General features: G+C 64.1%; 20 protein-coding genes and 1 other RNA gene. 15 read left to right on the forward strand and 6 right to left on the reverse strand.

The genetic code is table 11. The features are described 5' to 3' along the window. Nucleotides 1-7: 7 nt before the first annotated feature. The 6 genes from ISS97_RS06510 to ISS97_RS06535 form a co-directional block, all read right to left on the reverse strand. Complete coding sequence (locus ISS97_RS06510; protein ID WP_379987070.1) at nucleotides 8-1,249, reverse strand: TrbI/VirB10 family protein; 1,242 nt, start codon at nucleotides 1,247-1,249, stop codon at nucleotides 8-10. Continuing rightward, entirely contained in the window at nucleotides 1,246-2,013 is a 768-nt protein-coding gene (locus ISS97_RS06515; RefSeq protein ID WP_379987069.1) for a TrbG/VirB9 family P-type conjugative transfer protein, read from the reverse strand. Before ISS97_RS06515 ends, ISS97_RS06510 begins: the two co-directional genes overlap by 4 nt. Continuing rightward, entirely contained in the window at nucleotides 2,010-2,960 is a 951-nt protein-coding gene (locus ISS97_RS06520) for a virB8 family protein (RefSeq protein ID WP_379987068.1), read from the reverse strand. Before ISS97_RS06520 ends, ISS97_RS06515 begins: the two co-directional genes overlap by 4 nt. Before the next feature lie 46 nt (nucleotides 2,961-3,006). Beyond that, nucleotides 3,007-3,474 carry a hypothetical protein gene (locus ISS97_RS06525; RefSeq protein ID WP_379987067.1) on the reverse strand — a complete coding sequence of 156 codons (468 nt, stop codon included), beginning with the start codon at nucleotides 3,472-3,474 and terminating at the stop codon, nucleotides 3,007-3,009. A gap of 612 nt (nucleotides 3,475-4,086) precedes the next feature. Then, complete coding sequence (locus ISS97_RS06530; RefSeq protein ID WP_379987066.1) at nucleotides 4,087-4,443, reverse strand: YraN family protein; 357 nt, start codon at nucleotides 4,441-4,443, stop codon at nucleotides 4,087-4,089. Beyond that, nucleotides 4,443-6,257, reverse strand: coding sequence for a penicillin-binding protein activator (locus tag ISS97_RS06535; protein ID WP_379987065.1), 1,815 nt, complete (start codon nucleotides 6,255-6,257; stop codon nucleotides 4,443-4,445). Before ISS97_RS06535 ends, ISS97_RS06530 begins: the two co-directional genes overlap by 1 nt. Before the next feature lie 88 nt (nucleotides 6,258-6,345). On the opposite strand from ISS97_RS06535, the gene rsmI reads away from it, so the two are divergent. The 15 genes from rsmI to ftsA all read left to right on the forward strand — a co-directional run bounded on the left by rsmI (nucleotide 6,346) and on the right by ftsA (nucleotide 22,102). Beyond that, nucleotides 6,346-7,170 carry a 16S rRNA (cytidine(1402)-2'-O)-methyltransferase gene (gene rsmI, locus ISS97_RS06540; protein WP_379987064.1) on the forward strand — a complete coding sequence of 275 codons (825 nt, stop codon included), beginning with the start codon at nucleotides 6,346-6,348 and terminating at the stop codon, nucleotides 7,168-7,170. 30 nt (nucleotides 7,171-7,200) lie between these two features. Next, an RNA gene (rnpB, locus tag ISS97_RS06545) (RNase P RNA component class A) lies at nucleotides 7,201-7,567 on the forward strand. Nucleotides 7,568-7,890: 323 nt separating this feature from the next. Further along, the gene (mraZ, locus tag ISS97_RS06550; RefSeq protein WP_379987063.1) at nucleotides 7,891-8,337 is read left to right on the forward strand and encodes a division/cell wall cluster transcriptional repressor MraZ; all 447 of its coding nucleotides are present in this window, start codon (nucleotides 7,891-7,893) and stop codon (nucleotides 8,335-8,337) included. 58 nt (nucleotides 8,338-8,395) lie between these two features. Then, nucleotides 8,396-9,322, forward strand: coding sequence for a 16S rRNA (cytosine(1402)-N(4))-methyltransferase RsmH (rsmH, locus tag ISS97_RS06555; protein WP_379987062.1), 927 nt, complete (start codon nucleotides 8,396-8,398; stop codon nucleotides 9,320-9,322). Beyond that, nucleotides 9,319-9,591 carry a cell division protein FtsL gene (gene ftsL, locus ISS97_RS06560; protein ID WP_379987061.1) on the forward strand — a complete coding sequence of 91 codons (273 nt, stop codon included), beginning with the start codon at nucleotides 9,319-9,321 and terminating at the stop codon, nucleotides 9,589-9,591. The genes rsmH and ftsL overlap by 4 nt, the downstream gene beginning before the upstream one ends. A 2-nt stretch (nucleotides 9,592-9,593) precedes the next feature. After that, the gene (locus ISS97_RS06565) at nucleotides 9,594-11,405 is read left to right on the forward strand and encodes a peptidoglycan D,D-transpeptidase FtsI family protein (RefSeq protein WP_379987060.1); all 1,812 of its coding nucleotides are present in this window, start codon (nucleotides 9,594-9,596) and stop codon (nucleotides 11,403-11,405) included. Continuing rightward, a complete protein-coding gene (locus tag ISS97_RS06570; protein WP_379987059.1) occupies nucleotides 11,402-12,874 on the forward strand; it encodes a UDP-N-acetylmuramoyl-L-alanyl-D-glutamate--2,6-diaminopimelate ligase in 1,473 nt (490 codons plus the stop codon). The genes ISS97_RS06565 and ISS97_RS06570 overlap by 4 nt, the downstream gene beginning before the upstream one ends. Then, nucleotides 12,871-14,238: a UDP-N-acetylmuramoyl-tripeptide--D-alanyl-D-alanine ligase gene (locus ISS97_RS06575; RefSeq protein ID WP_379987058.1), complete on the forward strand. Its 1,368-nt coding sequence runs from the start codon at nucleotides 12,871-12,873 to the stop codon at nucleotides 14,236-14,238. Before ISS97_RS06570 ends, ISS97_RS06575 begins: the two co-directional genes overlap by 4 nt. Then, entirely contained in the window at nucleotides 14,228-15,433 is a 1,206-nt protein-coding gene (mraY, locus tag ISS97_RS06580) for a phospho-N-acetylmuramoyl-pentapeptide-transferase (RefSeq protein ID WP_379987057.1), read from the forward strand. Before ISS97_RS06575 ends, mraY begins: the two co-directional genes overlap by 11 nt. Further along, a complete protein-coding gene (gene ftsW, locus ISS97_RS06585) occupies nucleotides 15,433-16,680 on the forward strand; it encodes a putative lipid II flippase FtsW (RefSeq protein WP_379987056.1) in 1,248 nt (415 codons plus the stop codon). The genes mraY and ftsW overlap by 1 nt, the downstream gene beginning before the upstream one ends. Continuing rightward, on the forward strand, nucleotides 16,677-17,750 hold the full coding sequence (gene murG, locus ISS97_RS06590; RefSeq protein ID WP_379987055.1) for an undecaprenyldiphospho-muramoylpentapeptide beta-N-acetylglucosaminyltransferase: 1,074 nt from the start codon (nucleotides 16,677-16,679) through the stop codon (nucleotides 17,748-17,750). The genes ftsW and murG overlap by 4 nt, the downstream gene beginning before the upstream one ends. Next, nucleotides 17,747-19,186, forward strand: a complete 1,440-nt coding sequence (gene murC, locus ISS97_RS06595; RefSeq protein WP_379987054.1) for a UDP-N-acetylmuramate--L-alanine ligase — start codon at nucleotides 17,747-17,749, stop codon at nucleotides 19,184-19,186. The genes murG and murC overlap by 4 nt, the downstream gene beginning before the upstream one ends. After that, nucleotides 19,183-20,133 (forward strand): D-alanine--D-alanine ligase, encoded by a 951-nt coding sequence (locus ISS97_RS06600; protein ID WP_379987053.1) that lies wholly within the window; start codon nucleotides 19,183-19,185, stop codon nucleotides 20,131-20,133. The genes murC and ISS97_RS06600 overlap by 4 nt, the downstream gene beginning before the upstream one ends. Continuing rightward, complete coding sequence (locus tag ISS97_RS06605) at nucleotides 20,130-20,873, forward strand: cell division protein FtsQ/DivIB (protein WP_379987052.1); 744 nt, start codon at nucleotides 20,130-20,132, stop codon at nucleotides 20,871-20,873. The genes ISS97_RS06600 and ISS97_RS06605 overlap by 4 nt, the downstream gene beginning before the upstream one ends. Beyond that, nucleotides 20,870-22,102, forward strand: a complete 1,233-nt coding sequence (gene ftsA / locus ISS97_RS06610; protein WP_379987051.1) for a cell division protein FtsA — start codon at nucleotides 20,870-20,872, stop codon at nucleotides 22,100-22,102. Before ISS97_RS06605 ends, ftsA begins: the two co-directional genes overlap by 4 nt. Nucleotides 22,103-22,145: the final 43 nt, after the last annotated feature.

A 22,145-nucleotide genomic window follows, 5' to 3' on the forward strand; every position in this document is an offset into this window, starting at 1 on the left:
GTGTCGCTTAGAAACGGGCAACCACACCGCTGAAATCGACGTCTTTGGCGACGTAGATGCTCACGATGGTGCCCTGGTTGATGGTGACGGTCGCAGGCCGGTTGGCAGCGCGCTGCACCGCCTGGTTTGCGATGTTTTGCAACGTCGTGGCGGTATTGCTCTCAAACGGCGACTGCGTGACCACGCCATTGCTGATGGTGGTCTGGCGCGGACCGTGTTCGGCGGCCTCGTATTTGAAGGCGTCGCTGAGCATGCTGATCAGGAGCGCGGCACCGATGCGACTCGGCCAGTGGGCGTTGTAGTAGCCCGGATGGCCGGAACCGCCGAGGTTGTCTACGCCGGGGCTGGCCATGTTCACATCGATCCCGTTGGGCGTGACGATGCGATCCCAGATCACGTAGACGCGATTGGTAGTCGGTTCCATCTCGTACTTGCCCAGTACTTTGGAACCTTTGGGCAATAGCAGGCGGCGGCCGGTGAATGAGTACACCGGTTCCGTCACTGCGCAGGACGTGAAGCCCGGATAGTCAGTGACGATGCGTGTCTGCAGTACGCAACGGATGAAAGTGCCGCGCAACATCAGCGTGTCGGGACCGTTTAGCGGTTGCGCATTGGATACGTCTGGCAACGCGTCGGGACTACCCGGGCGTGAACCACGGGCGCCCTGGATGGCTGTCATGGCTTGCGAGTACGCGTTCTGCTGATTGTTGCCCGGACCGGGCTGACCGCCTGGACCGCCGGCCTGGGCCGCCATATCGCCGGTCATCATGCGACGTTCCATCAACGTCGGCCCACGCGGTTCTGGTGGCGGGGTGGGCAGAGGCATCTGCGGCGGCAGTTGCGGCGGCTGTTTGGGCGCCAGTGCAATCGGTTCCGGAAGGCGAGGGGTGGCCTGGCTGCCCTCCGCGGGTACCGGGGTTGGAGCCAGCGGAACGTTGAGCGTTTCTTCGCGGGACTTGGCCGGTGCGTCGTGACGGCGCGACATCGTATTCACGATCAGCAGTACGGCAACGACGAGCAGCGCAACCATGCCACCGAGCAGCGCCATGGCGCGCCGGTTGGTGCGCCGGGTGTCGTTGGCCCGCAATTGCGGTGCGCTGGAGTCAAGGTCGGGGGCAGGCGCCTGGGTGTACTGACCGGAGTAGGGGTTATTGGACAACGGGTCCGCGCCGCCCGCGTGGGGATCATGCGGTGGAATGTTTCCGTTCTCGTTGCCTTCGCCCGGCTGATAGGGATTGTTCGTGCTCACTTTTTGGCGTTCCTTCGCAGACCCACGACATTGTCGCCGTGGCGGATGACCAAGTAGGGGTACGTGCCGTGGACGATGATGGTGTTGCCTTCGACGGTGGTGTTCACCGTCGCGTCCTCGCCATGTTCCTTCTCGCGCATGAAGACCGCCGGGAAATTGCCGGTCGGAAACTGCTTCAAGTCGCTCATCTTGATGTAGGTGAACTGGCCATCGTCATAGACATTGACCGGAACCAGCCATGGCGCAGTCCTGCTGCGCGCTGCGACGTCGTAGTCAAAGTTGTAGACACGCCCCTTCACCAGTGCGGTGTCCAGCTCCGGCGCCCGTTTAGTCTTGTCGGCTTCGTTGCTGAAGCTGGAGTCAGCTGGATAAGTGAAGGCGATCTTGTACTGGACACCGGCGCGCTTGGCCTGGTCCAGCGCCTTCCAATCAGTTGCGACCACCTTGAGTTCAAGGATGTAAGAGTGCGTCGCCGTGCGGATCATCATGTTGGTGTCCACATCGACATTCTTTGGCTTCAGGTAGAACACGTTCTCGCGGCGGGTAAGGTCCCAGCCGCCACTGAAGCCAGTGCTGTAGTCAAGAATTTTTTCGTTGGGGCTCAACTCGATCTGCGTGGTGATGCCCAGGCCCGTGCGCACCTGATAGATGCGGTCGGGCTGATATTCGTACTGCTGGACGACCTGTGCGATCGCGCCGGGCGCGAAGCCTGCGGCCGCCATGCATACGGCGCCGGCCAAGGCGAGTTTGCTAACACGATTCATCGACGGCCCACTCCATTGGCGGTGTTTCTCGGTGCGGACGCTGGCGTTGCCGCCGGTGCCGCAGTCCTGGGTTGTTCAAGATCGGGAATCGGCGGCGGCTGAGAAGCACTCGGAGAAAGGACTTCCTCTGTCGGCTGCTGCTGGCCGGTGACCGGTGCAGCGGTGCCGTCCTGTGTTCCCGGCGTTTGATCCGCCGGTGCAGGTGCGTGTACTTCTTCGGGAGCGGCAGTCGCGTAGTCGTTGTCCACGCGGTAGCTCATGACCTGGAAGCCGAGCGGATTCTCGATCCGGGCCTGCTCGTCCATCTTCAAGTTCGGCTTGTAGGTGAACTCGAGGTTGGCGATTTTGCTATCCAGCGGCTGGCTGACGCCGGTCTGCTTGTTGTACAGGTTGCGCTGGAAGCGGACGGTAGCGCCTTTGGGAGCCTCATTCGGGCCACCGCCAATAAGGGTGGTGCTCAAGATTTTGACGCGGATGGCGCGTTCCCGACCGTAGACCGCGTACGGGCTGTTCGGATTATTGGGAGAGTGCAGCGCGCGATAGGGAGCGGCGACCTCGGGTGAGGACATGGTGAGCACAGTGGCCCAGTCACGGAGGTTCATCATGGCGACGTCATAGGACTCGCGCGCCAGGATGAAATGCGCGACGTTGCTGCGATTGATCGCTTCGCTTGTGGCGAGCTGGCGGTTGGTGAAGTCCTCGGTTAGTCGCGCCACGGTGCTGGTGCCGGTATACGCATCGGCCATCACGATGTAGGGGACTTTTTCCTTCAGCGGCAGCATGTAGAAGTAGCCACCGGCGAGAATGAGCGACATCACGAGCGCGATGAATGCGACCCACCATGCGCGGCGTTCGCTGCGTTTGGCTAGGTCGGCCACCGTCACTTCATAGTTGACCGACTTGGCGACTGCCTCGTCGATCTTTTGGCTGGAAGTTCTCTTGAACATCAGTGCGAGCTCGGTTCGGTGATCACAACGTTGATCCTTGTCGTCGTCATTTGGCGCTAGCTGGTGCTTCGGTCGCCGGTGCGCCTGGTGCTGGCGTGGCAGTGGGCTCGCTCTGCTGGGGTGCTGCTTCCGCGCGTACCGCACTGGCGGAGCGCACCTGGATCTGGCGGTTGTCAGCCATGACGAAGACATCCTGCGATGCGTAGATCGAATTCAACTTCGTTGCGGCATCCTGGATGTCCGTAGTCTTGAGTTCGGACACCGGCTTATAGAGCGTGAAATCGGCCTCAAGCTGATAGTTAAGCTGCAGGCCCGAGTCCTTCGCCCAGCGCGAGAGCATGGTCTTGAGCGTGCCGTCCATCGGTGACGCATAGAACGTGTATGTCTTGGCGAGCGGAATTTCGGTCGGCGCATCCTGGAAGCGGTTCACCGGCTTCCAGCGGCCACCGAAATCCTTGGCTGGCGGTGTTCCGCAACCTGCAAGCGCGAGGGTTGCTAGTAGCAAAGTGCCCATCAGGGCTCGTTTGAAGAAATCCGTTTTCACGTCATACCCGCAAGTTGTATGGAGACTGCAAAAATCGCGAAGGTCGTTCGAACACGCGTTTCACACGATCCAGGTGCCCTGGACACGCGAAAGGCGCCGACCGGACCTGGTGGCGTTGAATCAGCGCAATAGATGAGGAGTCGCGGCGGAATGCAGCGACGGCCGCGATTGCGAGCTCCGGATCACACGGGCGGAACGCCTGCGTGAACTCTGCTGTCGCGTCACGGCGAATGCGGGCGACGTTGACGCCCGCGAAGCGAAATGTGTCGATTCCATTCAGACTCCCTGTCTAGTCTGGCTTCTTGCTACCGATCCCAACCTTCGATCGGTTCGTTGTGCGCTCGAGATTCGAGCGCATGCACAATCGTTGCTCAGTAGAGCGCACTTACTCGTCGAGGAGCCAGACCTCGAGTGGCAAATTGTGACGTGGCGCGCTTAATTTTGCCAGTTTTAGGACGTCTGGATGATTGTGCTTTCCGTTTCAAACGATGTAGCGAAACCGCAATAAATAAGGGCTTCGCGGCATGTAGGAATACGCCTACATCGCAATGCGGCATCGCCCTACTTTTCGTCACGCGAGAATTAAAGCGCTTCGAATGCGCCGCGCCACCAAGTCATGCGCGCATCGTCTGCTGGGCCGTCGTAACTCACGACGTCGAAGCGACAAGGGCGTTGCGCTTGTTGTGGATGAGCGGCCAGCCACAGCTCCGCGGCCCGAATGAGTTTGGCCTGTTTGCTCGCTGTCACTGAGTTGGCGGCATCGCCATGGGTTGCGCGCAAGCGGTGGCGTACTTCGACAAATACGGTGGTGTCACCGTGGCGCATGATCAGGTCGAGTTCGCCGTGGCGAGTGGTGTAGTTGCGCGTGATCAGGATGAGGCCGGCGCGCTGCAATTCATCGCAGGCACGCTGTTCAAACACCGCGCCTGCGGAACGCATCAGCCCTGATTCGGCTGATCGCTGGAGGCCGGGGGCGACTGCACCGGCGCGCTATCCATCTGCAGGCTACCGTTGAGCGGATGGGCCAGGCCATCTTCGAACTTCGCCCACACCAGTACGCGACGCACGCGGCCGAACTGGTCGGCCGTCAGTTGGCCGCTGGCGCCAGGGAGATAGCTGCCGGCATGATCGCGCAGCCAGTCGACGTAGGGCGCGAGATTCCATGCATCCATGCCGAAGGCGAACAGCCGCGCAGCGGCGCCACGTGCGGCGGGTAGTTGCGCGGCGATGTCGGCGTGGTTGGGCAGGCCCGGTTGGGCGTCGAACAGCCAGGGAGCATCACAGAACTCCACGCCGTCCAAGTCGCGATTGGCGCCTGCGTCATCGACGCCGCCATAGACATGCGAAGTGGCGAACACCGGCAAATTGATGCGAGCGAGCTTCAATTGCGGCAGCAGCAGGCGCGCCTGTTGCGGACGCATGCTGATGAAGACGCCGGCATCGCTATCCGCATTTGCGGCATTGAGACCATTGATAAGCGAGGCATAATTGACACTACTGCCGCTCAGGGTAGCGGTGCTGGCAATTTTGCCGCCGCGCGCTTCCAGTTCGGCCTTGAATGCATTCGCCGCACGCTGGCCGAAGTCTTCGCCGGCAACGATCACGAAGGCGGTATGCAGTCCGCGCTCGATCATGTGGTCGGCGGCTTGTGCGCCTTCAGTTTCCGGCAGCAAGCCGAATTCGGCGACGCCACTGGCGGGGAGGCTTTTGTCGTCGGGATGATTCAATGCAAGCAGTTGCACTGGCAACTGTTGCAGGCCGAACAAGGCAGAGACTTCGCCGCGCGTCAGCGGGCCAATCACCAGTTTGGCGCCATCGCCGACGGCTTGTTGATAGGCCTTGACCGCGCCAGCCGCCGTGCCGCCGCTGTCGTAAACGCGTACGGGCGGACGTGGTGCGTGGTTGCGCGCCGCATCGGCATAGGCGGCAAAGAAGCCCTCGCGGATGGCGGTGCCGGCGGCGGCGTAGCTGCCGGTGGCAGGCACGAGCAGCGCGATGCGCTCGGGCATCTTGAAGCCCTCGCGCACGTTGGCGTCCTGTCCGGGCATCACCGTGCCGACTTGCTGCTCGAGCGCGGGCTGCGGGCGCGCCACGGCGACACCGAGCTGGCTCAGTGCTTCATTGACCCAGGGCAGCATGGCGTCGCCCGGTTGCATGGCGGCGGCGCGTTGCTTCAGCGGATCTGTGCCGAGTTTGGTGAGCTGGGCCAGGATCTGTTTGCGGTTCTGTGCCTGATCGAGTCCGCTCAGTTGGCCGTCCATTTCCACGCGACTGCGTGCCGCGCCCCAAACGTCACCGCTGGCATCCATCGCTTTGGCGCGCAGCTCAAGCAGGCGAAGCCGCAGTTTCGGCGGCACGGCCACGTCGGGTTGCGTGGTGAGCTGAAGGGCGCGATGCGGGTCGTGCTGGTTCAGTGCCCACTCGGCCTGTAGCAGGTCAAGGCGTACGGGTTCGTCGTCGGTCAGGCGCTGGCGCTTGATCTGAGTCAGCAGCGGGGCGGCCTGGTCCAGGCGACCCTCCTGTCGATAGGCTTCGGCGGCGAGCAGGCGGTATTGATCGTTACGGCCGGGCGAATTCTGGGCTAGTGCGAGGTAGGCCTGCGCAGCCTGTTCGAACTTGCCCTGGCGCGCCAAGGTGGCGGCGTCCTGTTCGGCGGAGATTTCGGCCGGCGTGCGTGCCACCTGGGGCGGTACGCAGCCGCTGAGAGCCAGCGAGATCAGCAGGCCGATACCTGCGGCGCGAATCAGGCGCATGGGACGTCCCTTGGATCGGTGGACACGATGAATAGATAGGCGATCATAGCTGATCGTATCGCTGGCCCGTCGCCGAGGAACACCGCAGATGTCACATGTTCAGCCCGGCTGCCTGTGGGTAGTCGCCACGCCTATCGGTCATCGCGATGACTTTTCCGTGCGCGCCGTCGAGACTTTGCGTTCCGTCGCCGTGATTGCTTGCGAGGACACCCGGCACAGCCGGCCACTACTCATGCACTACAACATCGCCACGCCATTGATGGCGCTGCATGAGCATAACGAGCGCGAAGTGGTGGATGCGGTCGTCGAGCGTTTGCTGCGTGGCGAATCAGTGGCGCTGATTTCCGATGCTGGCACGCCGTTGATCAGCGACCCAGGTTTTCGCCTGGTGCGAGCCGCGCGCGCCGCCGGCGTCCGCTGTATACCGGTACCTGGTGCGTGTGCGGCGATTACGGCGCTATCGGTGTCCGGGTTGCCCAGTGATCGCTTCGTGTTCGAGGGCTTCCTGCCGCCCAAGGCTGCGGCGCGCCGCGCGCGTCTGGAGGAGCTGGCTGGCGATCCGCGCACGCTCATCTTTTATGAGTCGTCGCATCGCGTTGCCGAAAGCCTGGCTGATATGCGCGAAGTCTTTGGCGCGACGCGCGAGGGCGTGCTCGCGCGCGAGCTGACCAAATTGTTCGAAACCGTGCTGAGTGAGCCGCTCGAGGCATTGGCGGCGCGTGTTGCCGGCGACCCGGATCAGCAGCGTGGCGAGTGCGTGATCCTCATCCATGGCCGGGGCGAAGAGGTCGATGCGCGGGTGGTGGAGGGGCAGCGCATTTTTGCGATCCTGCGCGACGAGCTGCCCCCGGCCAAGGCGGCGAAGTTGGCGGCGGCGATCAGTGGCGCGCCACGCAAGGCTTTATATGAGTGACCGCGACCGGCTTCGTCTATAATTCCAGGTGGAGTCGGCCGGACAGTCGCGTCGCGCGCAAGCGCATCGAGGAAAGTCCGGGCTCCATAGGGCAGAGTGCCAGGTAACTCCTGGGCGGCGTGAGCCGACGGCCAGTGCAACAGAAAGCAAACCGCCGAACGGCATCTCCGGATGTGCGTGGTAAGGGTGAAATGGTGCGGTAAGAGCGCACCGCGCGCGGGGCTAACGCCGCGTGGCACGGTAAACCCCACTCGGAGCAAGACCAAATAGGGGAACGATAACGCGGCCCGCGTTGTTCCCGGGTAGGTTGCTGGAGCCTGGCGGTGACGCCAGGCCGAGAGGAATGACTGTCGCGCCGCAAGGCGTACAGAACCCGGCTTACAGGCCGACTCCACCTCTTAATCACCCACGACGCCCTCGACATGAGCCTTCATGTCGAGGGCGTCGTGTGGGATTTGTCGAAGGGATTCGGCGCATGAACGGAGATTCATGCGGCGCCTGCGTGGAGACGCTCTTTGGGGCCTTTGCGACGCATCGTTGCGCACAAAAAATCCCCTGCATTCAAGCACCTTTGGATGCTTCCTCAGAAAAGGCTGGAAATAGCGCCATACCATTGCCTTTCTCATTGATTCACAAGCAAAAATCCCTTGACAGTCTCAAGGGGCGAGACTATCGTGGGTTCCCGTGTGAAATCGTGGGAATTAGTGGAGTCTTACGACCGTGTTCCAGGGCGAAACCGCCATCACCGTTGACGATAAAGGCCGCCTGGCCATCCCGACCGCGTATCGGGAGCAGGTGGCCGGCGAGTGCGCCAGTCGTCTGGTGGTCACCTACAACCCCTTCGAGCCGGGCTGCCTGTGGCTGTTCCCGTATGCGGAGTGGGAGCAGGTGCGCGATCAGGTCAATGCACTGCCCAAGGTCAAAGCGGCCCATCGCGACATGCAGATGAAGCTGGTGGGTGCCGCGGCCATCGTCGAACCGGATACGGCCGCACGCATCTTGCTGCCAGCCAGTCAGCGCGCGGCGGCAGGCATCGAGAAGAAAGCGGTTCTGCTGGGCATGGGCAACAAATTCGAGCTTTGGAGCGAACAGGCCCACCTCGCCAAGATCCGCCAGACCATCGGCGAAGACGACATCACCAACGAAATGGCAGACCTGCGCCTGTAACCGGTCACGGTGCGGGACAGAGAAAAGCAAGAAAACGGGACGGGAGCGGGAGTGCGGCATGGCCGAGCAAGTTTTGCGGCACATCCCGGTGATGCTGGGTGAAGCAGTGGAGGGTCTCGCCGTGCGTGCAGGCGGGCGTTATCTGGATGGCACCTTCGGACGCGGCGGTCACGCCCGCGAAGTGCTGTCGCGCCTCGGGCCGGATGGCCGCCTGTTGTTGATGGATCGCGACCCCACCGCCATTGCCACCGCGCAGAAGGAATTCGCCTCCGATCCGCGCGTCTCGATCCGCCACGCCAATTTCTCCAGCCTTGCCGAGTGGGACGAAACCGCCGCCGGCCTGGATGGCATCTTGCTCGACCTCGGTGTGTCTTCGCCTCAGCTGGACGAAGCCGCCCGTGGTTTCAGCTTCATGGCCGATGCGCCGCTGGACATGCGCATGGACACCACGCAGGGCGAAAGCGCCGCGGATTTCCTTGCCCATGCCGGCGAGCGCGAGATCGCCGATGTGCTGTGGACCTACGGCGAGGAGCGCTTCAGCCGCAAGATCGCCCGCGCCATCGTGGAGCACCGCACGGAGCAGCCGATCACCCGCACCGGCGAGCTGGCGGCGTTGATCGAGCGCGTCGTGGGACGCCGCGAGCCGGGCAAGCATCCGGCCACGCGCAGCTTTCAGGCGCTGCGCATCCGTGTGAACGGCGAGCTGGATTCGCTGCAGCAGGGGCTGGAAGCCGCGCTGGATCGCCTGAACGTCGGCGGCCGCCTTTCCATCATCAGCTTCCACTCGCTGGAAGATCGCGCAGTGAAGTTGTTCATCCGCGATCACTCCGGCCGCGTGCAGGGCAGTCGTCGCGGGCCGCCGGTGGTGGCTGCACCCGCGCGGCTGGCACCGGTTGGCAAGGCGCAATTTCCGTCCGACGCCGAGCTGGCCGTCAACCCGCGTGCCCGTTCGGCGGTGTTGCGCGTGGCGGAGAAGCTTTCATGAGGGCGATTGGCGTCGCCTTCCTGCTGATCCTGCTTGGAGCCGTGCTGGTGAGTGCGGTGGGTGTGGTGTGGACGCGCCATGAGAGCCGCGTGCTCTTTGTGGATCTGACCCGCCTGCAGAACCAGCGCGACGAGCTGAATATCGAATACGGCAAGCTGGAACTGGAACAGGCCACCTGGGCCGAACCGCGTCGTGTGGACAGCGAGGCGCGGCAGAAACTCGGCATGGTCAATCCCAAGCCGCAAGACATCCAACTGGTGCGCCGGTGAACATGCGCCCGCGCTTTCCGACTCAGCCCAGCTCGCGCCGCCGCGGCCATGGCCCCAGCGCGCGCCGCCGCATGGTGGTGGTGGTGGGCGTGCTGTCGCTGGCCTCGCTGGGCCTGGTCGCGCGTGCGTTCGATCTGCAGGTGGTGCGCAAGCAGTTCTATCAGAACCAGGGCGATGCGCGCTTCCTGCGTGAAGTGCCGATTGCGGTATCGCGCGGCACCATCTTCGACCGCAATGGCGAGCCGCTGGCGGTGTCCACGCCGGTGATGTCGATCTGGGCGAATCCGGCGGAAGTGCTGGAGAACGAAGACCGCATCCCGCAGCTGGCCAAGGCCATCGGTGCGGACGCAAGCGATATCAAGCAATACCTGATGCAGCGCTCCGAGCGCGAGTTTGTCTATCTGCGCCGCCAGATGAGTCCGGACGCGGCGCAGACTGTGCTCAGCCTGGGCATTCCCGGCATCAACGGTCAGCGTGAATTCCGCCGTTTCTACCCGTCCGGCGAGGTCACCGCGCACATTCTCGGCTTCACCAATATCGACGATCACGGTCAGGAAGGCCTGGAGCTGGCCTTTGACGACTGGCTTGCTGGCAAGCCGGGCGCCAAGCGCGTGATTCGCGACCGCATGGGTCATGTGGTGGAAGACGTGGAGCAGGTGCGTGCGCCGCAGCCGGGCAAGAACCTCACGTTGAGCATCGATCGCCGCATCCAGTTTCTCGCCTACAACGAGTTGAAGAACACTCTCGAGCAGTCGCAGGCCGATTCCGGTTCGATGGTGATCCTCGATGTGCCCACGGGCGAAGTGTTGGCGATGGTCAATCTGCCCACTTACAACCCGAATGCCGTGCGTGGCAGTAAGCCGGACCAGCGCCGCAACCGCGCGATGACCGACGTGGTGGAGCCGGGCTCCACGGTGAAGCCCATCGTCATGGCCGCTGCGCTGTCCAGCGGCAAGTACACCCCGACGGGCCCGATGGTCGACACCGGCAACGGCCACTTCTATTACATGACTCACGATATCCGTGACACGCATGCCTATGGCCTGCTGTCGCCGACCGGGGTGATCCAGAAGTCCAGCAACATCGGCGCCGCCAAGATCGCGATGACGCTCGATACCGGCCTGATGTACGACACCTATCGCGCCTTCGGCTTCGGCAACAGCACCAACAGCGGTTTTCCTGGCGAAGCCTCGGGCTACCTCAAGGTAGGGCGTGACTGGCGTCCGCTGGAAAAGGCCATCATGGCCTATGGCTACGGCCTCAACGTGACGCCGCTGCAATTGGCCAATGCCTACGCCACCATCGGTGATGGCGGCATGATGCATTCGCCCTCATTTGTAAAGAGCGCGGAGAGCGAGTCCAAGCAGATCATCGCGCCCGAAATTGCCCGCAAGTTGGTGGAGATGCTGGAGTCCACCACACAGCCGGGTGGCACCGCCGCGCCGTATGCGTGGATCGCGAATTACGCGGTAGCAGGCAAGACGGGTACCGCGCATAAAGCGACCGCCGGTGGTTATTCCAAAAACAACTACAGCGCCGCCTTCGCCGGCCTGGTGCCGGCCAGCAACCCCCGACTCGCTGCGGTGGTGGTGGTGGATAACCCTAGGAAGGGCAGCTATTACGGCGGCCTGGTTTCCGCGCCGGTTTTCGCCAAGGTGATGGATGGCGCGCTGCGCCTGCTCGACGTGCCGCCCGACAACATCGGTCGCTGGTATGTCGGTGGTCCCTTGCAAGGTAACAACGGTCTGGTCGGCTCCAAGCCGCCAGACGCGCCCGTAGTGGACGACGCCCCCGTCGAGGAGGCCACGCCATGAGCCAGCGCCTCGACCAACTGTTGAAAGGTATCGCCGACGCCCCGGGCGCTGGCGATATCGTCGTTTCGGGCCTGTCGCTCGATTCGCGTCAGGTGCGTGATGGCGATGCTTTCTTCGCCCTGCGTGGCACGCGCGGGCACGGTATCGAGTTCGCTGCGGGTGCAGTGCAGCGCGGTGCGCGCGTGGTGTTGGCCGAGGCCCCGGCTGCGGCAGCGCCTGCGCTGGACGTCCCTGTGCTATGGATCGAAGGCCTGCATGCGCAGGTCGGCGAAATCGCCTCGCGCTTCTTTGGCCGTCCGTCGGAAGCGATGCGCGTCATCGGCGTCACCGGCACCAATGGCAAGACCTCTACGGTGCAGTTGCTGGCGCAGGCGTTGGAGCATCTCGGCCATCGCGCGGCAACCATCGGTACGCTGGGCGCCGGCCTGCATGGCCAGTTGGAAGAAGGCGAGCGCACCACGCCAGATGCGATCAGTGTGCAAGACCTGTTCGCCTCGTTCCGCGAACAGGGCGCCAGCCACGTAGCGATGGAGGTTTCATCGCATGCACTGGAGCAGGGGCGGGTGGCTGCGGTGGCATTCGAAGTGGCCGCGTTCACCAATCTCACCCGCGACCATCTCGACTACCACGGCAGCATGGAAGCCTACGGCGATGCCAAGGCCAAGCTGTTCGCCTGGCCGGGACTGAAAGCGGCGGCGATCAATATCGACGATGCCTTTGGCCGCGCGCTTGCTGCGCGCCTGCCTGCCCATGTGAACACGCTGCGCATCAGCGCGACCGGCGATCGCGAAGCTGACATTACCGCGGCTGCCATCGCCACCTCGGCCGAGGGCTTGTCCTTCGTATTGCGCACGCCCTGGGGTTCGTATCCGCTGCAGAGCCGGCTGCTCGGCCGCTTCAATGTGGAGAACCTGCTGACCGTGGTTGCCTGTCTTGGAGCGCTGGGTGAATCCTTCGAGCGCATCGTTGCCGCGGTGGAAGCCCTGCAGCCAGTCAGCGGGCGCATGAACCGGCTCGGTGGTCTGCACGGCCTGCCGCTGGTCGTGGTCGATTACGCACACACGCCGGATGCGCTGGAGCAATCACTCTCGGCATTGCGCGCGCATTGCGCTGGCCGGCTGATCTGTGTGTTCGGCTGCGGCGGCGACCGCGATGCCGGCAAGCGTCCGCTGATGGGCGGTATCGCTGAGCGTCTGGCCGACGTCGCCATCATCACGGATGACAATCCGCGCGGCGAAGACGGCGATGCCATCGTGGCGCAGATTGTTGCCGGACTGGTGCATCCAGAGAATGCCCTGATCCAGCGCGATCGCGCCGAGGCGATCCAGCAAGCCTTGAAGCTGGCGAAGACCGGCGACGTGGTACTGATCGCCGGCAAGGGCCACGAAACTTACCAGGAGGGCACCGCTGGCAAGCGGCCCTTCGATGATCTTGCAGTCGCTCGTGCAGCGCTGGAGGTGCGTGCATGATGCGATTGAGCGCCATTGCGCTATGGACCCGCGGACGCCTGGTCGGCACCGACGCCGACGTCACTGGCGTCAGCATCGACACGCGCAAGCTCGGTCCGGGCGATCTGTTCGTGGCGATCAAGGGCGAGCGCGTGGATGGCCATCATTTCCTGGCCCAGGCCGCGGCGAGCGGGGCGGTCGCTGCCTTGGTCGAGCGCAAAGTGGATGCGCCGATTGCCCAGGTCGTGGTGAACGATACGCAGCTTGCGTTGGGCGATCTGGCCAGTGCGGTGCGCGCGCAGGGCAACGTGCGCGTGGTCGGTATTACCGGTTCCAATGGCAAGACCACGGTGAAGACGCTGACGGCGTCCATCCTCTCTCGTCACGGCCGTACTCACGTCAACGCCGGCAACTACAACAATGAGCTGGGCTTGCCGCTGACCTTGCTGGCGATGCCACAGGATACTGACTACGCCGTGCTCGAGATGGGTGCGGGCAAGCCGGGTGACATCGCGTATCTGGCTGCCATCGCGCGGCCCGATATCGGCCTCGTCAACACCATCGCGCCGGCGCATCTTGAGCGCATGGGTAGCGTGGAAGGCGTGGCCGAGACCAAGGGCGCGCTGTATCAGGCATTGCCGGCGGACGGTGTGGCGATCATCAATGGCGACGATGCGTTCGCCAGTTTCTTTGCCGGCCTGGCGGCAGGCCGGCGTCAGTTGCGCTTCGCACTGGACCATAAGGCCGACATCGGCGCCGATATCATCGAGCAGCGTGTTGATGGTTCGCGCTTTGTGCTGAGCACGCCAGCAGGTGACGCCGAGGTGGCGCTGCCGTTGGCCGGACGTCACAACATCGCCAATGCGATGGCGGCCGCCGCGATCGCTCTCGCACTCGACGTACCGCTGGACACCATCGTCGAAGGCCTGGAGCAGGTGCCCGGTGTCGCCGGCCGCCTGAAGCAGGAAGCGATGCCCGGCGGCTGGACGTTGATCGACGACAGCTACAACGCCAACCCTGGGTCACTTGGCGCGGCCATCGATACGCTGGCGCTGGCTGCCGGCGAGCGCTGGCTGGTGCTGGGCGACATGGCCGAGTTGGGCCCCTCGGCGCGAGCACTGCATGCCAGCATGGGCGAGCGTGCAAAACAGCACGGCATCGATCGCCTGTTCGCCGTCGGGCCGCTCAGCGCGGCGACGGTTGAGGCCTTTGGCGCACAGGGCGAACACCACGCTGACAAGGCGTCGCTGATCGCGTCGCTGAAGAAGCAGCTGCATGGCGGCGTTACCTGTCTGGTGAAGGGCTCGCGCTCGGCCGGGATGGAGCAGGTGGTCGCGGCATTACATGACTACAAGCCGGTGGAGGGCGCATCCGATGCTGCTTGAACTCGCAGACTGGATGGCACGGCACTTCACCGCCCTGCATCTGTTCCAGTACATCACCTTCCGCACGATCATGGCCGCGCTCACCGCGCTATCCATGTCGCTGCTGCTCGGCCCCGTGCTGATCCGCAAACTGGCCGCGCTGAAAGCGGGGCAGGTGGTGCGCAAGGATGGTCCGCAGACGCACCTTTCCAAGGCCGGCACGCCGACCATGGGCGGCGTGATGATTCTGCTCGCGGTGGCCATCGCCACCTTGCTGTGGGCGGACCTGCATAACCGCTATGTATGGGTAGTGCTGGCCGTGCTGATCAGCTTCGGCGTGATCGGCTTCTACGATGACTACAAGAAGCTGGTGCTGAAGGATAGTCGCGGCCTGGCTTCGCGCTGGAAGTATTTCTGGCAGTCGGTGTTTGGTCTCATTGCGGCGCTGTTCCTTTACTTCACTGCGCCCTCCACGCCGCCGCCCTGCGTAAAGCCGATACCGGCGGTGGTGCAGCACGTGGAAACCACGGCGACCGCGCTGTCTACCCGCTTGACCACAGAGCCAACAGCGGCACCCGTCGCCTGCGCCAAGGAAGTGGCCGAGACCGCGTTGTTTGTGCCGTTGTTCAAGCAGGTGGCGTTGCCGCTCGGCCTGTTCTTCGTGGTGCTGACCTATTTCATGATCGTGGGCTTTTCCAACGCGGTGAACCTTACCGATGGCCTGGATGGTCTGGCGATCATGCCAACGGTGCTGGTGTCCGGCGCGCTGGGCGTGTTCGCCTACCTGGCTGGCAACCGGGTGTTCTCCGAATACCTCGGCATTCCTTCGATACCCGGTGCCGGTGAGCTGGCGATCTTCTGCGGCGCATTGTCCGGCGCGGGATTGGGTTTCCTCTGGTTCAACACGTATCCCGCGCAGGTGTTCATGGGCGACGTCGGCGCGCTCGCGATTGGTGCGGCCTTGGCGGCCATCGCGGTGATCGTGCGCCAGGAAATTGTGTTGTTGATCATGGGTGGCGTGTTCGTGATGGAGACGGTGTCGGTGATGCTGCAGGTGGCGAGCTTCAAGCTCACCGGTAAGCGCATTTTCCGCATGGCGCCGATCCATCATCACTTCGAGCTCAAGGGCTGGCCCGAGCCTCGGGTGATCGTGCGTTTCTGGATCATCAGCGTCGTGCTGGTGCTGATTGGCCTTGCCACGTTGAAGGTGCGCTGATGCTCTTCGACGCCACCCAGGCAAAACGGCGACAGGGACCGCGGGGCAGCTTCGATCTGCCGCTGCTGATCGCGCTCGTCGGTCTGGCCTGTGTGGGTCTGGTGATGATCACGTCCAGCTCTATCGCGGTGGCGGACAGCCAGCACTTGGGCGCGTTCTACTTCCTCAAGAAGCATCTGCTGTTTCTCGGGTTGGGCCTGGTGCTGGCCGGCGCGGCCATGCGCACCGAACTGAAGGTGCTGGAAAAGAACGCCTTCCTGCTGATGATGCTGGCCTTCATTCTGCTGCTGGCGGTATTCCTGCCTGTTCTCGGCATGCGCCTCAACGGTGCGCGGCGCTGGCTCAATCTGATGGTCACCAGCTTCCAGCCGGTGGAGGCGGTGAAGCTGATCCTGGTGGTGTATATCGCCAGCTATCTGGTACGTCACCGCGAAAGCGTGGAGACGCGCTTCCTTGGTCTGCTCAAGCCGATTCTGGTGGCGGGCATCATCGTGCTGCTGCTGTTGGCGCAGCCCGATTTCGGCTCGGCCACGCTGGTGATCGGTGTGACCATTGCGATGGTCTGGCTGGGTGGCGCGCGGCCGATCTTCCTGTTCGGCATGGGCCTGCCGCTGATGCCGCTGCTGGCGATCGCGGCGACCAGCGAGAGCTATCGCGTGAAACGCCTCACCTCGTTCATGGACCCGTGGAAGGACCCGTTCAACGACGGGTTCCAGTTGACCCAGTCGCTGATGGCGATCGGGCGTGGCGAGTGGACCGGTGTGGGTCTCGGCTCCAGCGTGCTGAAACTGTCGTATCTGCCGGAAGCGCATACCGACTTTATCTTCGCGGTGATCTCCGAAGAGCTCGGCCTGGCGGGCATCGTGTTCGTGATGAGCCTGTTCGCACTGGCGGTGGGGCGTGGCCTTTACATGGGGCTGAAAGGTGTGGAGCTGGGTCAGCGTTTCGCCGGCTACGTGGCTTTCGGTATCTCGCTGATGATCGGCCTGCAGACCATGGTGTCGATCGGCGTGAATCTCGGCGCACTGCCGACCAAGGGTCTGACCCTGCCGCTGATCAGCTACGGCGGTTCGTCGATGGTGTTGACCTGCGCGATGGCCGGTGTGTTGTTGCGCGCGACTTACGAGATCAATCGCGCGCTGGATGCGCGCCAGATGGCGACCCGCATGCCGGCAGCCGCAGTGCCGGACGCGAATGCCACCGTCGCTACGGCTGCCGCGCGCGAGCGTGAGGCGGTGAGCGCATGAGCACGAACGCACCCGTGCTGATCATGGCCGGCGGCACCGGCGGTCACATCTTCCCCGGTCTGGCCGTGGCGGAGACGCTGCGCGCGCAGGGCGTGCCAGTGGTGTGGCTGGGTGCGGTAGGCGGCATGGAAACCAAGGTAGTGCCGGCCCACGGTATTCCGCTAAAGACGGTTCCCGTGGGCGGCCTGCGCGGCAAGGGCATGGTGACGCGCCTGCTCGCGCCGCTGATGCTGGCGCGCGCGCTGTTTGCTTCCATCAGCGTGCTGTTGTCGGTGAAGCCGCGCAGCGTGCTATCGATGGGTGGGTACGTGGCGGGTCCTGGCGGCGTGGCCGCGCGACTGCTGCGCTGCCCCCTGCTGGTGCATGAGCAGAATCGCGTCGCCGGATTCACCAACCGCAAGCTGGCGGCTCACGCGCAGCGCGTGATGCAGGGCTTCAACGACACCCTGCCGAATGCCGAATGGGTCGGCAATCCTGTGCGCGGTGCGATCGCTGCTTTGTCAGCACCCGCCGCGCGCATGGCCGGACGTACTGGGCGTGCGCGTCTGCTAGTGCTCGGCGGAAGCCTTGGTGCGCGCGCGCTGAATCTTTCGCTGCCGCAGGCGCTGGCGCAGATGCCCGCCGCACAGCGCCCGGAAGTGCTGCATCAGTGCGGCAACCGTGGCCTCGACGAGGCGCGTGAGGCCTATGCGAAGGCCGGCGTGGAAGCGCAGATCGTGCCCTTCATCGAGGATATGGCTGGCGCGTACGCATGGGCCGATCTGGCTGTGTGCCGCGCCGGCGCTCTGACCCTGGCCGAACTCTCCGCCGCCGGCGTCGGCGCGGTGCTCGTGCCTTTCCCTTATGCGGTGGATGACCACCAGACCCGCAACGCCGAAGCCCTGGTGGCTGCGGGTGCGGCTGAAGTAATGCAGGAGCGTGATCTGGACGTACAGCAACTTGCGCAGCGCCTGGACGCGCTGCTGGAAAACCGCCCGCGGATGCTCGCCATGGCTGAGGCCGCGCGCACCCTGGCCAAGCCGGATGCGGCAGCGGTGATCGCCCGTGCCTGCATGGAGGTGAGCGCATGACGCCGCGTCGCCTGCTCGCACACGAAGATTTGATGGCCACGTTCCAGCGCGTGCATTTTATCGGCATTGGCGGCGTCGGCATGAGCGGCATCGCCGAGGTGCTGCATAACCTGGGCTATGCCGTTTCCGGCTCCGACAAGTCGAACTCGGCGACCGCGCAGCGCCTGGCCCAGCTCGGCATCACCGTGCACGTCGGTCACGCCGCCGAGCATGTCGGCGATGCGGACGTGGTGGTTACGTCGAGCGCGATCAGTCAGGACAACCCGGAGCTGGTGGCTGCCCGCGCCGCGCGCATTCCAGTAGTGCCGCGTGCCGAGATGCTCGGCGAGCTGATGCGTTTCCGTCGTGGCATCGCCATCGCCGGCACGCATGGCAAGACCACCACGACCAGTCTCACGGCGAGCGTGCTGGCCGAAGCCGATTACGACCCGACCTTCGTAATTGGCGGCCAGCTCAATGCCGCCGGCGCCAATGCGCGTCTCGGTACAGGACAGTATTTGGTAGCAGAGGCTGATGAATCGGACGGCTCGTTCCTGATGCTGTCGCCGGTGGTTGCCGCGGTCACCAATATCGATGCTGATCATCTGGAGAACTACCAGGGCGATTTCGCGCTGGTGAAAAAGGCCTTTGCCGACTTCCTGCACCGCCTGCCGTTCTACGGTCTGGCCGTGCTGTGTGTGGATGATCCCGAAGTGGCAGAGCTGGCCAAGGCGACGCCGCGTCGTGTGATGACCTACGGCATCGATACGAAGGATGCGGATGTGCGCGCGGCCAACCTGTCGCAGCATGGCTTCGAGATGCATTTCGATCTGCTGCTGCCAGGTCGTTCGGACGCGCTGCACGTCAAGTTGAATCTGCCGGGCCGCCACAACGTACTCAACGCGCTGGCCGCCGCTGCGATCGGCTGGCAGCTCGGCGTGGAAGCGGAAGCCATCGCACGTGCGCTGGAGAAGTTCCAGGGTGTGGGCCGTCGCTTCCACCGGCGTGGCGAGATTGCGCTGGATAAAGGCACGGCGTTGCTGGTCGATGACTACGGTCACCATCCGCGCGAGCTGGCGGCGGTCTTTGCCGCGGCGCGTGGCGGTTGGCCGGAACGGCGGTTGGTGGTGGGCTTCCAGCCGCATCGCTACAGCCGCACGCGCGATCTGCTCGACGATTTCGCGAATGTGCTGGCCGAAGCCGACGTGCTGGTGCTGACGGATGTCTATCCGGCCGGCGAAGCGCCGATCGCCGGTGCGGATGGCCGTGCGCTGGCGCGTGCCGTGCGTGCGCGCGGCAAGGTTGATCCGGTGCTGATCGAGCATCCGCGCGAATTCAAAGACACCCTGCCGGCGCTGTTGCGCGACGGCGATCTGTTGCTGCTGCTCGGTGCCGGCGATATCGGCGCGGCAGCGGTCGAGCTGGCGAATGCCGGCAATCTGAGGACGAAAAAGTGAGCAAGACGATCACCGATCCCGCACAGTTTGGCCGCGTCGCCGTCGTGATGGGTGGCAGCTCGGCCGAGCGCGAGGTATCGCTGAACTCCGGCCGTGGTGTGCTGGCTGCGTTGCAGGCGCGTGGCGTGGATGCGCATGCCATCGACGGCATCCCCGCGCTGCTCGATGCGGTCCGTGCCGGTCATTTCGCCCGCGTGTTCAACATCCTGCACGGCGGCGGCGGCGAGAACGGTGAGCTGCAAGGTGCGCTGCAGTCGTTGCGCGTTCCGTTCACGGGTTCAGGTGTGCTCGGCTCCGCGCTGTCGCTGGACAAGATCCGCGCCAAGCAGGTGTGGCTGTCGCTGGGCCTGCCGACGCCGCGCTTCAAGGCGCTGCCTCGTGGTGCCGACGTGCATGCGGCCGCCCGCGAGATCGGTTTTCCGCTGATCGTGAAGCCGGCCTGGGAAGGCTCCAGCGTCGGTGTCACTCGTGTGTTCGACGAGAAGGATCTGGATGCGGCGGTTGAGCTGGCTCAGCGCTATCCCGGCGATCTGCTGATGGAGACGCTGATCGAGGGCGACGCGAGTGAGGGCGGTGAGTTCACCGTCGGCATTCTCGGCCGCGAAGTGCTGCCTACGATCAAGATCGTGCCCAAGGGCGAGTACTACGACTACAACGCCAAATACATCGCTGAAGATACGCAGTACATCTGCCCGGGCCTGAGTGGCGCCGCCGAACAGGAGATGCGCGAGCTTGCTCTGGTCGCGTTCGATGCGCTGGCCTGCAGTGGCTGGGGACGCGTCGATGTGATGCGCGACCGCCATGGCAAGAACTGGCTGCTGGAGGTGAACACCGCGCCGGGCATGACTTCGCATTCGCTGGTGCCCAAGGCCGCCAAGGCCGTGGGCATCGACTACGAGACGCTGTGCTGGCGTGTACTGGAATCGAGCTTCCGGGAGGGCGTGTGAGGGGAGCTATCCGCCTCGTTGCCTGGTGTCTGGCCATTGCGCTGGTAGTACTGCCGATTGTCGGCGTGCTGCGCGGATGGTTTGCGGCCAATCGTTGGCCGGTGACCCAGTTGACGGTGCAAGCCGAGTTCAAGCACGTGAGCGCGGACGAAGTTCGCGCCGCCGTGCTGCCGCGTCTCGGCAAAGGCTTCTTTGCGCTGGATCTGGATGGCGTGCAGAAGGCGGTCGCCGCACTGCCGTGGGTGGAGTCGGTGGAGGCGCGCAAGCGCTGGCCGGATACCTTGCTGTTGCGCATTTACGAGCGCCAGCCTTTCGCGCGCTGGAACGACAAGCAGCTGATCAGCCGGCAGGGGCTGGTATTCGATGCGCCCCAGGCGGACCAGGACGAGAGTCTGCCCAGCCTGCATGGTCCCGACGCGCGACTGGCCGAAGTGGTGAGTTTCTACGCCGAAACGCAGAAGGCTTTTGGCGGTACGCATCTGAATATCACCGGCGTGTCGTTGTCCGAGCGCGGCAGCTGGAGTCTCGCCACCTCGACCGGAGCGCAGATCGTGCTCGGCGACCGCGACCAGGCGGGCCGCCGGCTGCGCCGCTTCCTTGATGTCTATCCCCAATTGATGGCGGGCCGCACCGATGGGTTCGCCTACGCCGATCTTCGCTACACCAACGGATTTGCCGTGCGATGGCCGCAGTCGCAAGCACCGGCCGCCGTCACTACCAGAGGCACGCCCCGCACATGAAAACCCGTAACGACAAGCAGCTGGTCGTTGGCCTGGATATCGGCACCTCGAAGGTGGTGGCGATCGTGGGCGAGTACGAACCGGGCGAGCCGATCGAGGTGATCGGCATCGGTACTCACGTGTCGCGCGGACTCAAGCGTGGCTCGGTGGTGGATATCGAATCGACCGTGCACTCCATCCAGCGCGCGGTGGAAGAGGCCGAGCTGATGGCCGGTTGCGATATCCGCTCGGTCTACGCCTCGATCTCCGGCAGCCATCTAGAGACCAAGAACTCGCACGGCACCGCGGCGATCCGCGACCGTGAGGTGACGCCGGGCGATCTGGACCAGGTGCTGGAAGCCGCCAGCGCGGTCGCGATCCCGGCTGACCGCAAGGTTCTTTATAAGGAGTCGCAGGAATACCGCATCGATGGTCAGGACGGTATCCGCTCGCCGGTGGGCATGAGCGGTGTGCGCCTGGAGGCCAGCGTGCATCTGGTGACGGGTGCGGCGGCGGCGGTACAGAACATCAGCAAGTGCATCCAGCGCTGCGGCCTAACCGTTGACGAGCTGGTGCCGTCGTCGGTGGCGAGTGCGAAGTCGGTGTTGACCGATGACGAGCGCGAGCTGGGCGTGTGCCTGGTCGACATCGGCGCGGGTACGACGGATATCGCCATCTATACGCAGGGTTCGATCCGTTACACCAAGTCGCTGCCGGTCGGCGGCGACCAAGTCACTAACGACATCGCCTACGGCGTGCATACGCCGACGGCGCATGCGGAAGAGATCAAGATCAAGTACGCCTGCGCGCTGGCTCAACTCGCCCATGCCGAGGAAACCATCCAGGTCCCGAGCGTAGGCGATCGCCCGCCGCGCCGGCTGGCTCGCCAGTCGCTCGCGCAGAGCGTGCAGGCGCGCTACGAGGAAATCTTCGAGATGGTGCAGGACGAACTGCGCCGCTCCGGCTACGAAAGCCTGGTGGCGGCCGGTGTGGTGCTGACCGGTGGTGCTTCGCGAATGGAAGGTGCGCTGGAGCTGGCCGAGGAGATCTTCCACAAGATGGTGCGCATCGGCGTGCCGCAGCATGTCAGCGGTCTCGGCGAAGTGGTCGCCAATCCCCTGCATTCCACTGGCGTGGGTCTGCTATTGCACGGCGCGCGTTCGGGCGGCATGCGCTCGGGGGGCACGAGTGGCGGCAGCGTCGGCGGGCTGGTGGACAAGTTGCGCGGCTGGCTGACCAAGAATTTCTGAGTTTTGGGTGGCGCAGGAGGCGCCGCCACGGGTGAATGGATGT

Origin of the sequence: Dyella koreensis, assembly GCF_044904565.1 — a bacterium.
GTDB lineage: Bacteria > Pseudomonadota > Gammaproteobacteria > Xanthomonadales > Rhodanobacteraceae > Dyella_D > Dyella_D koreensis.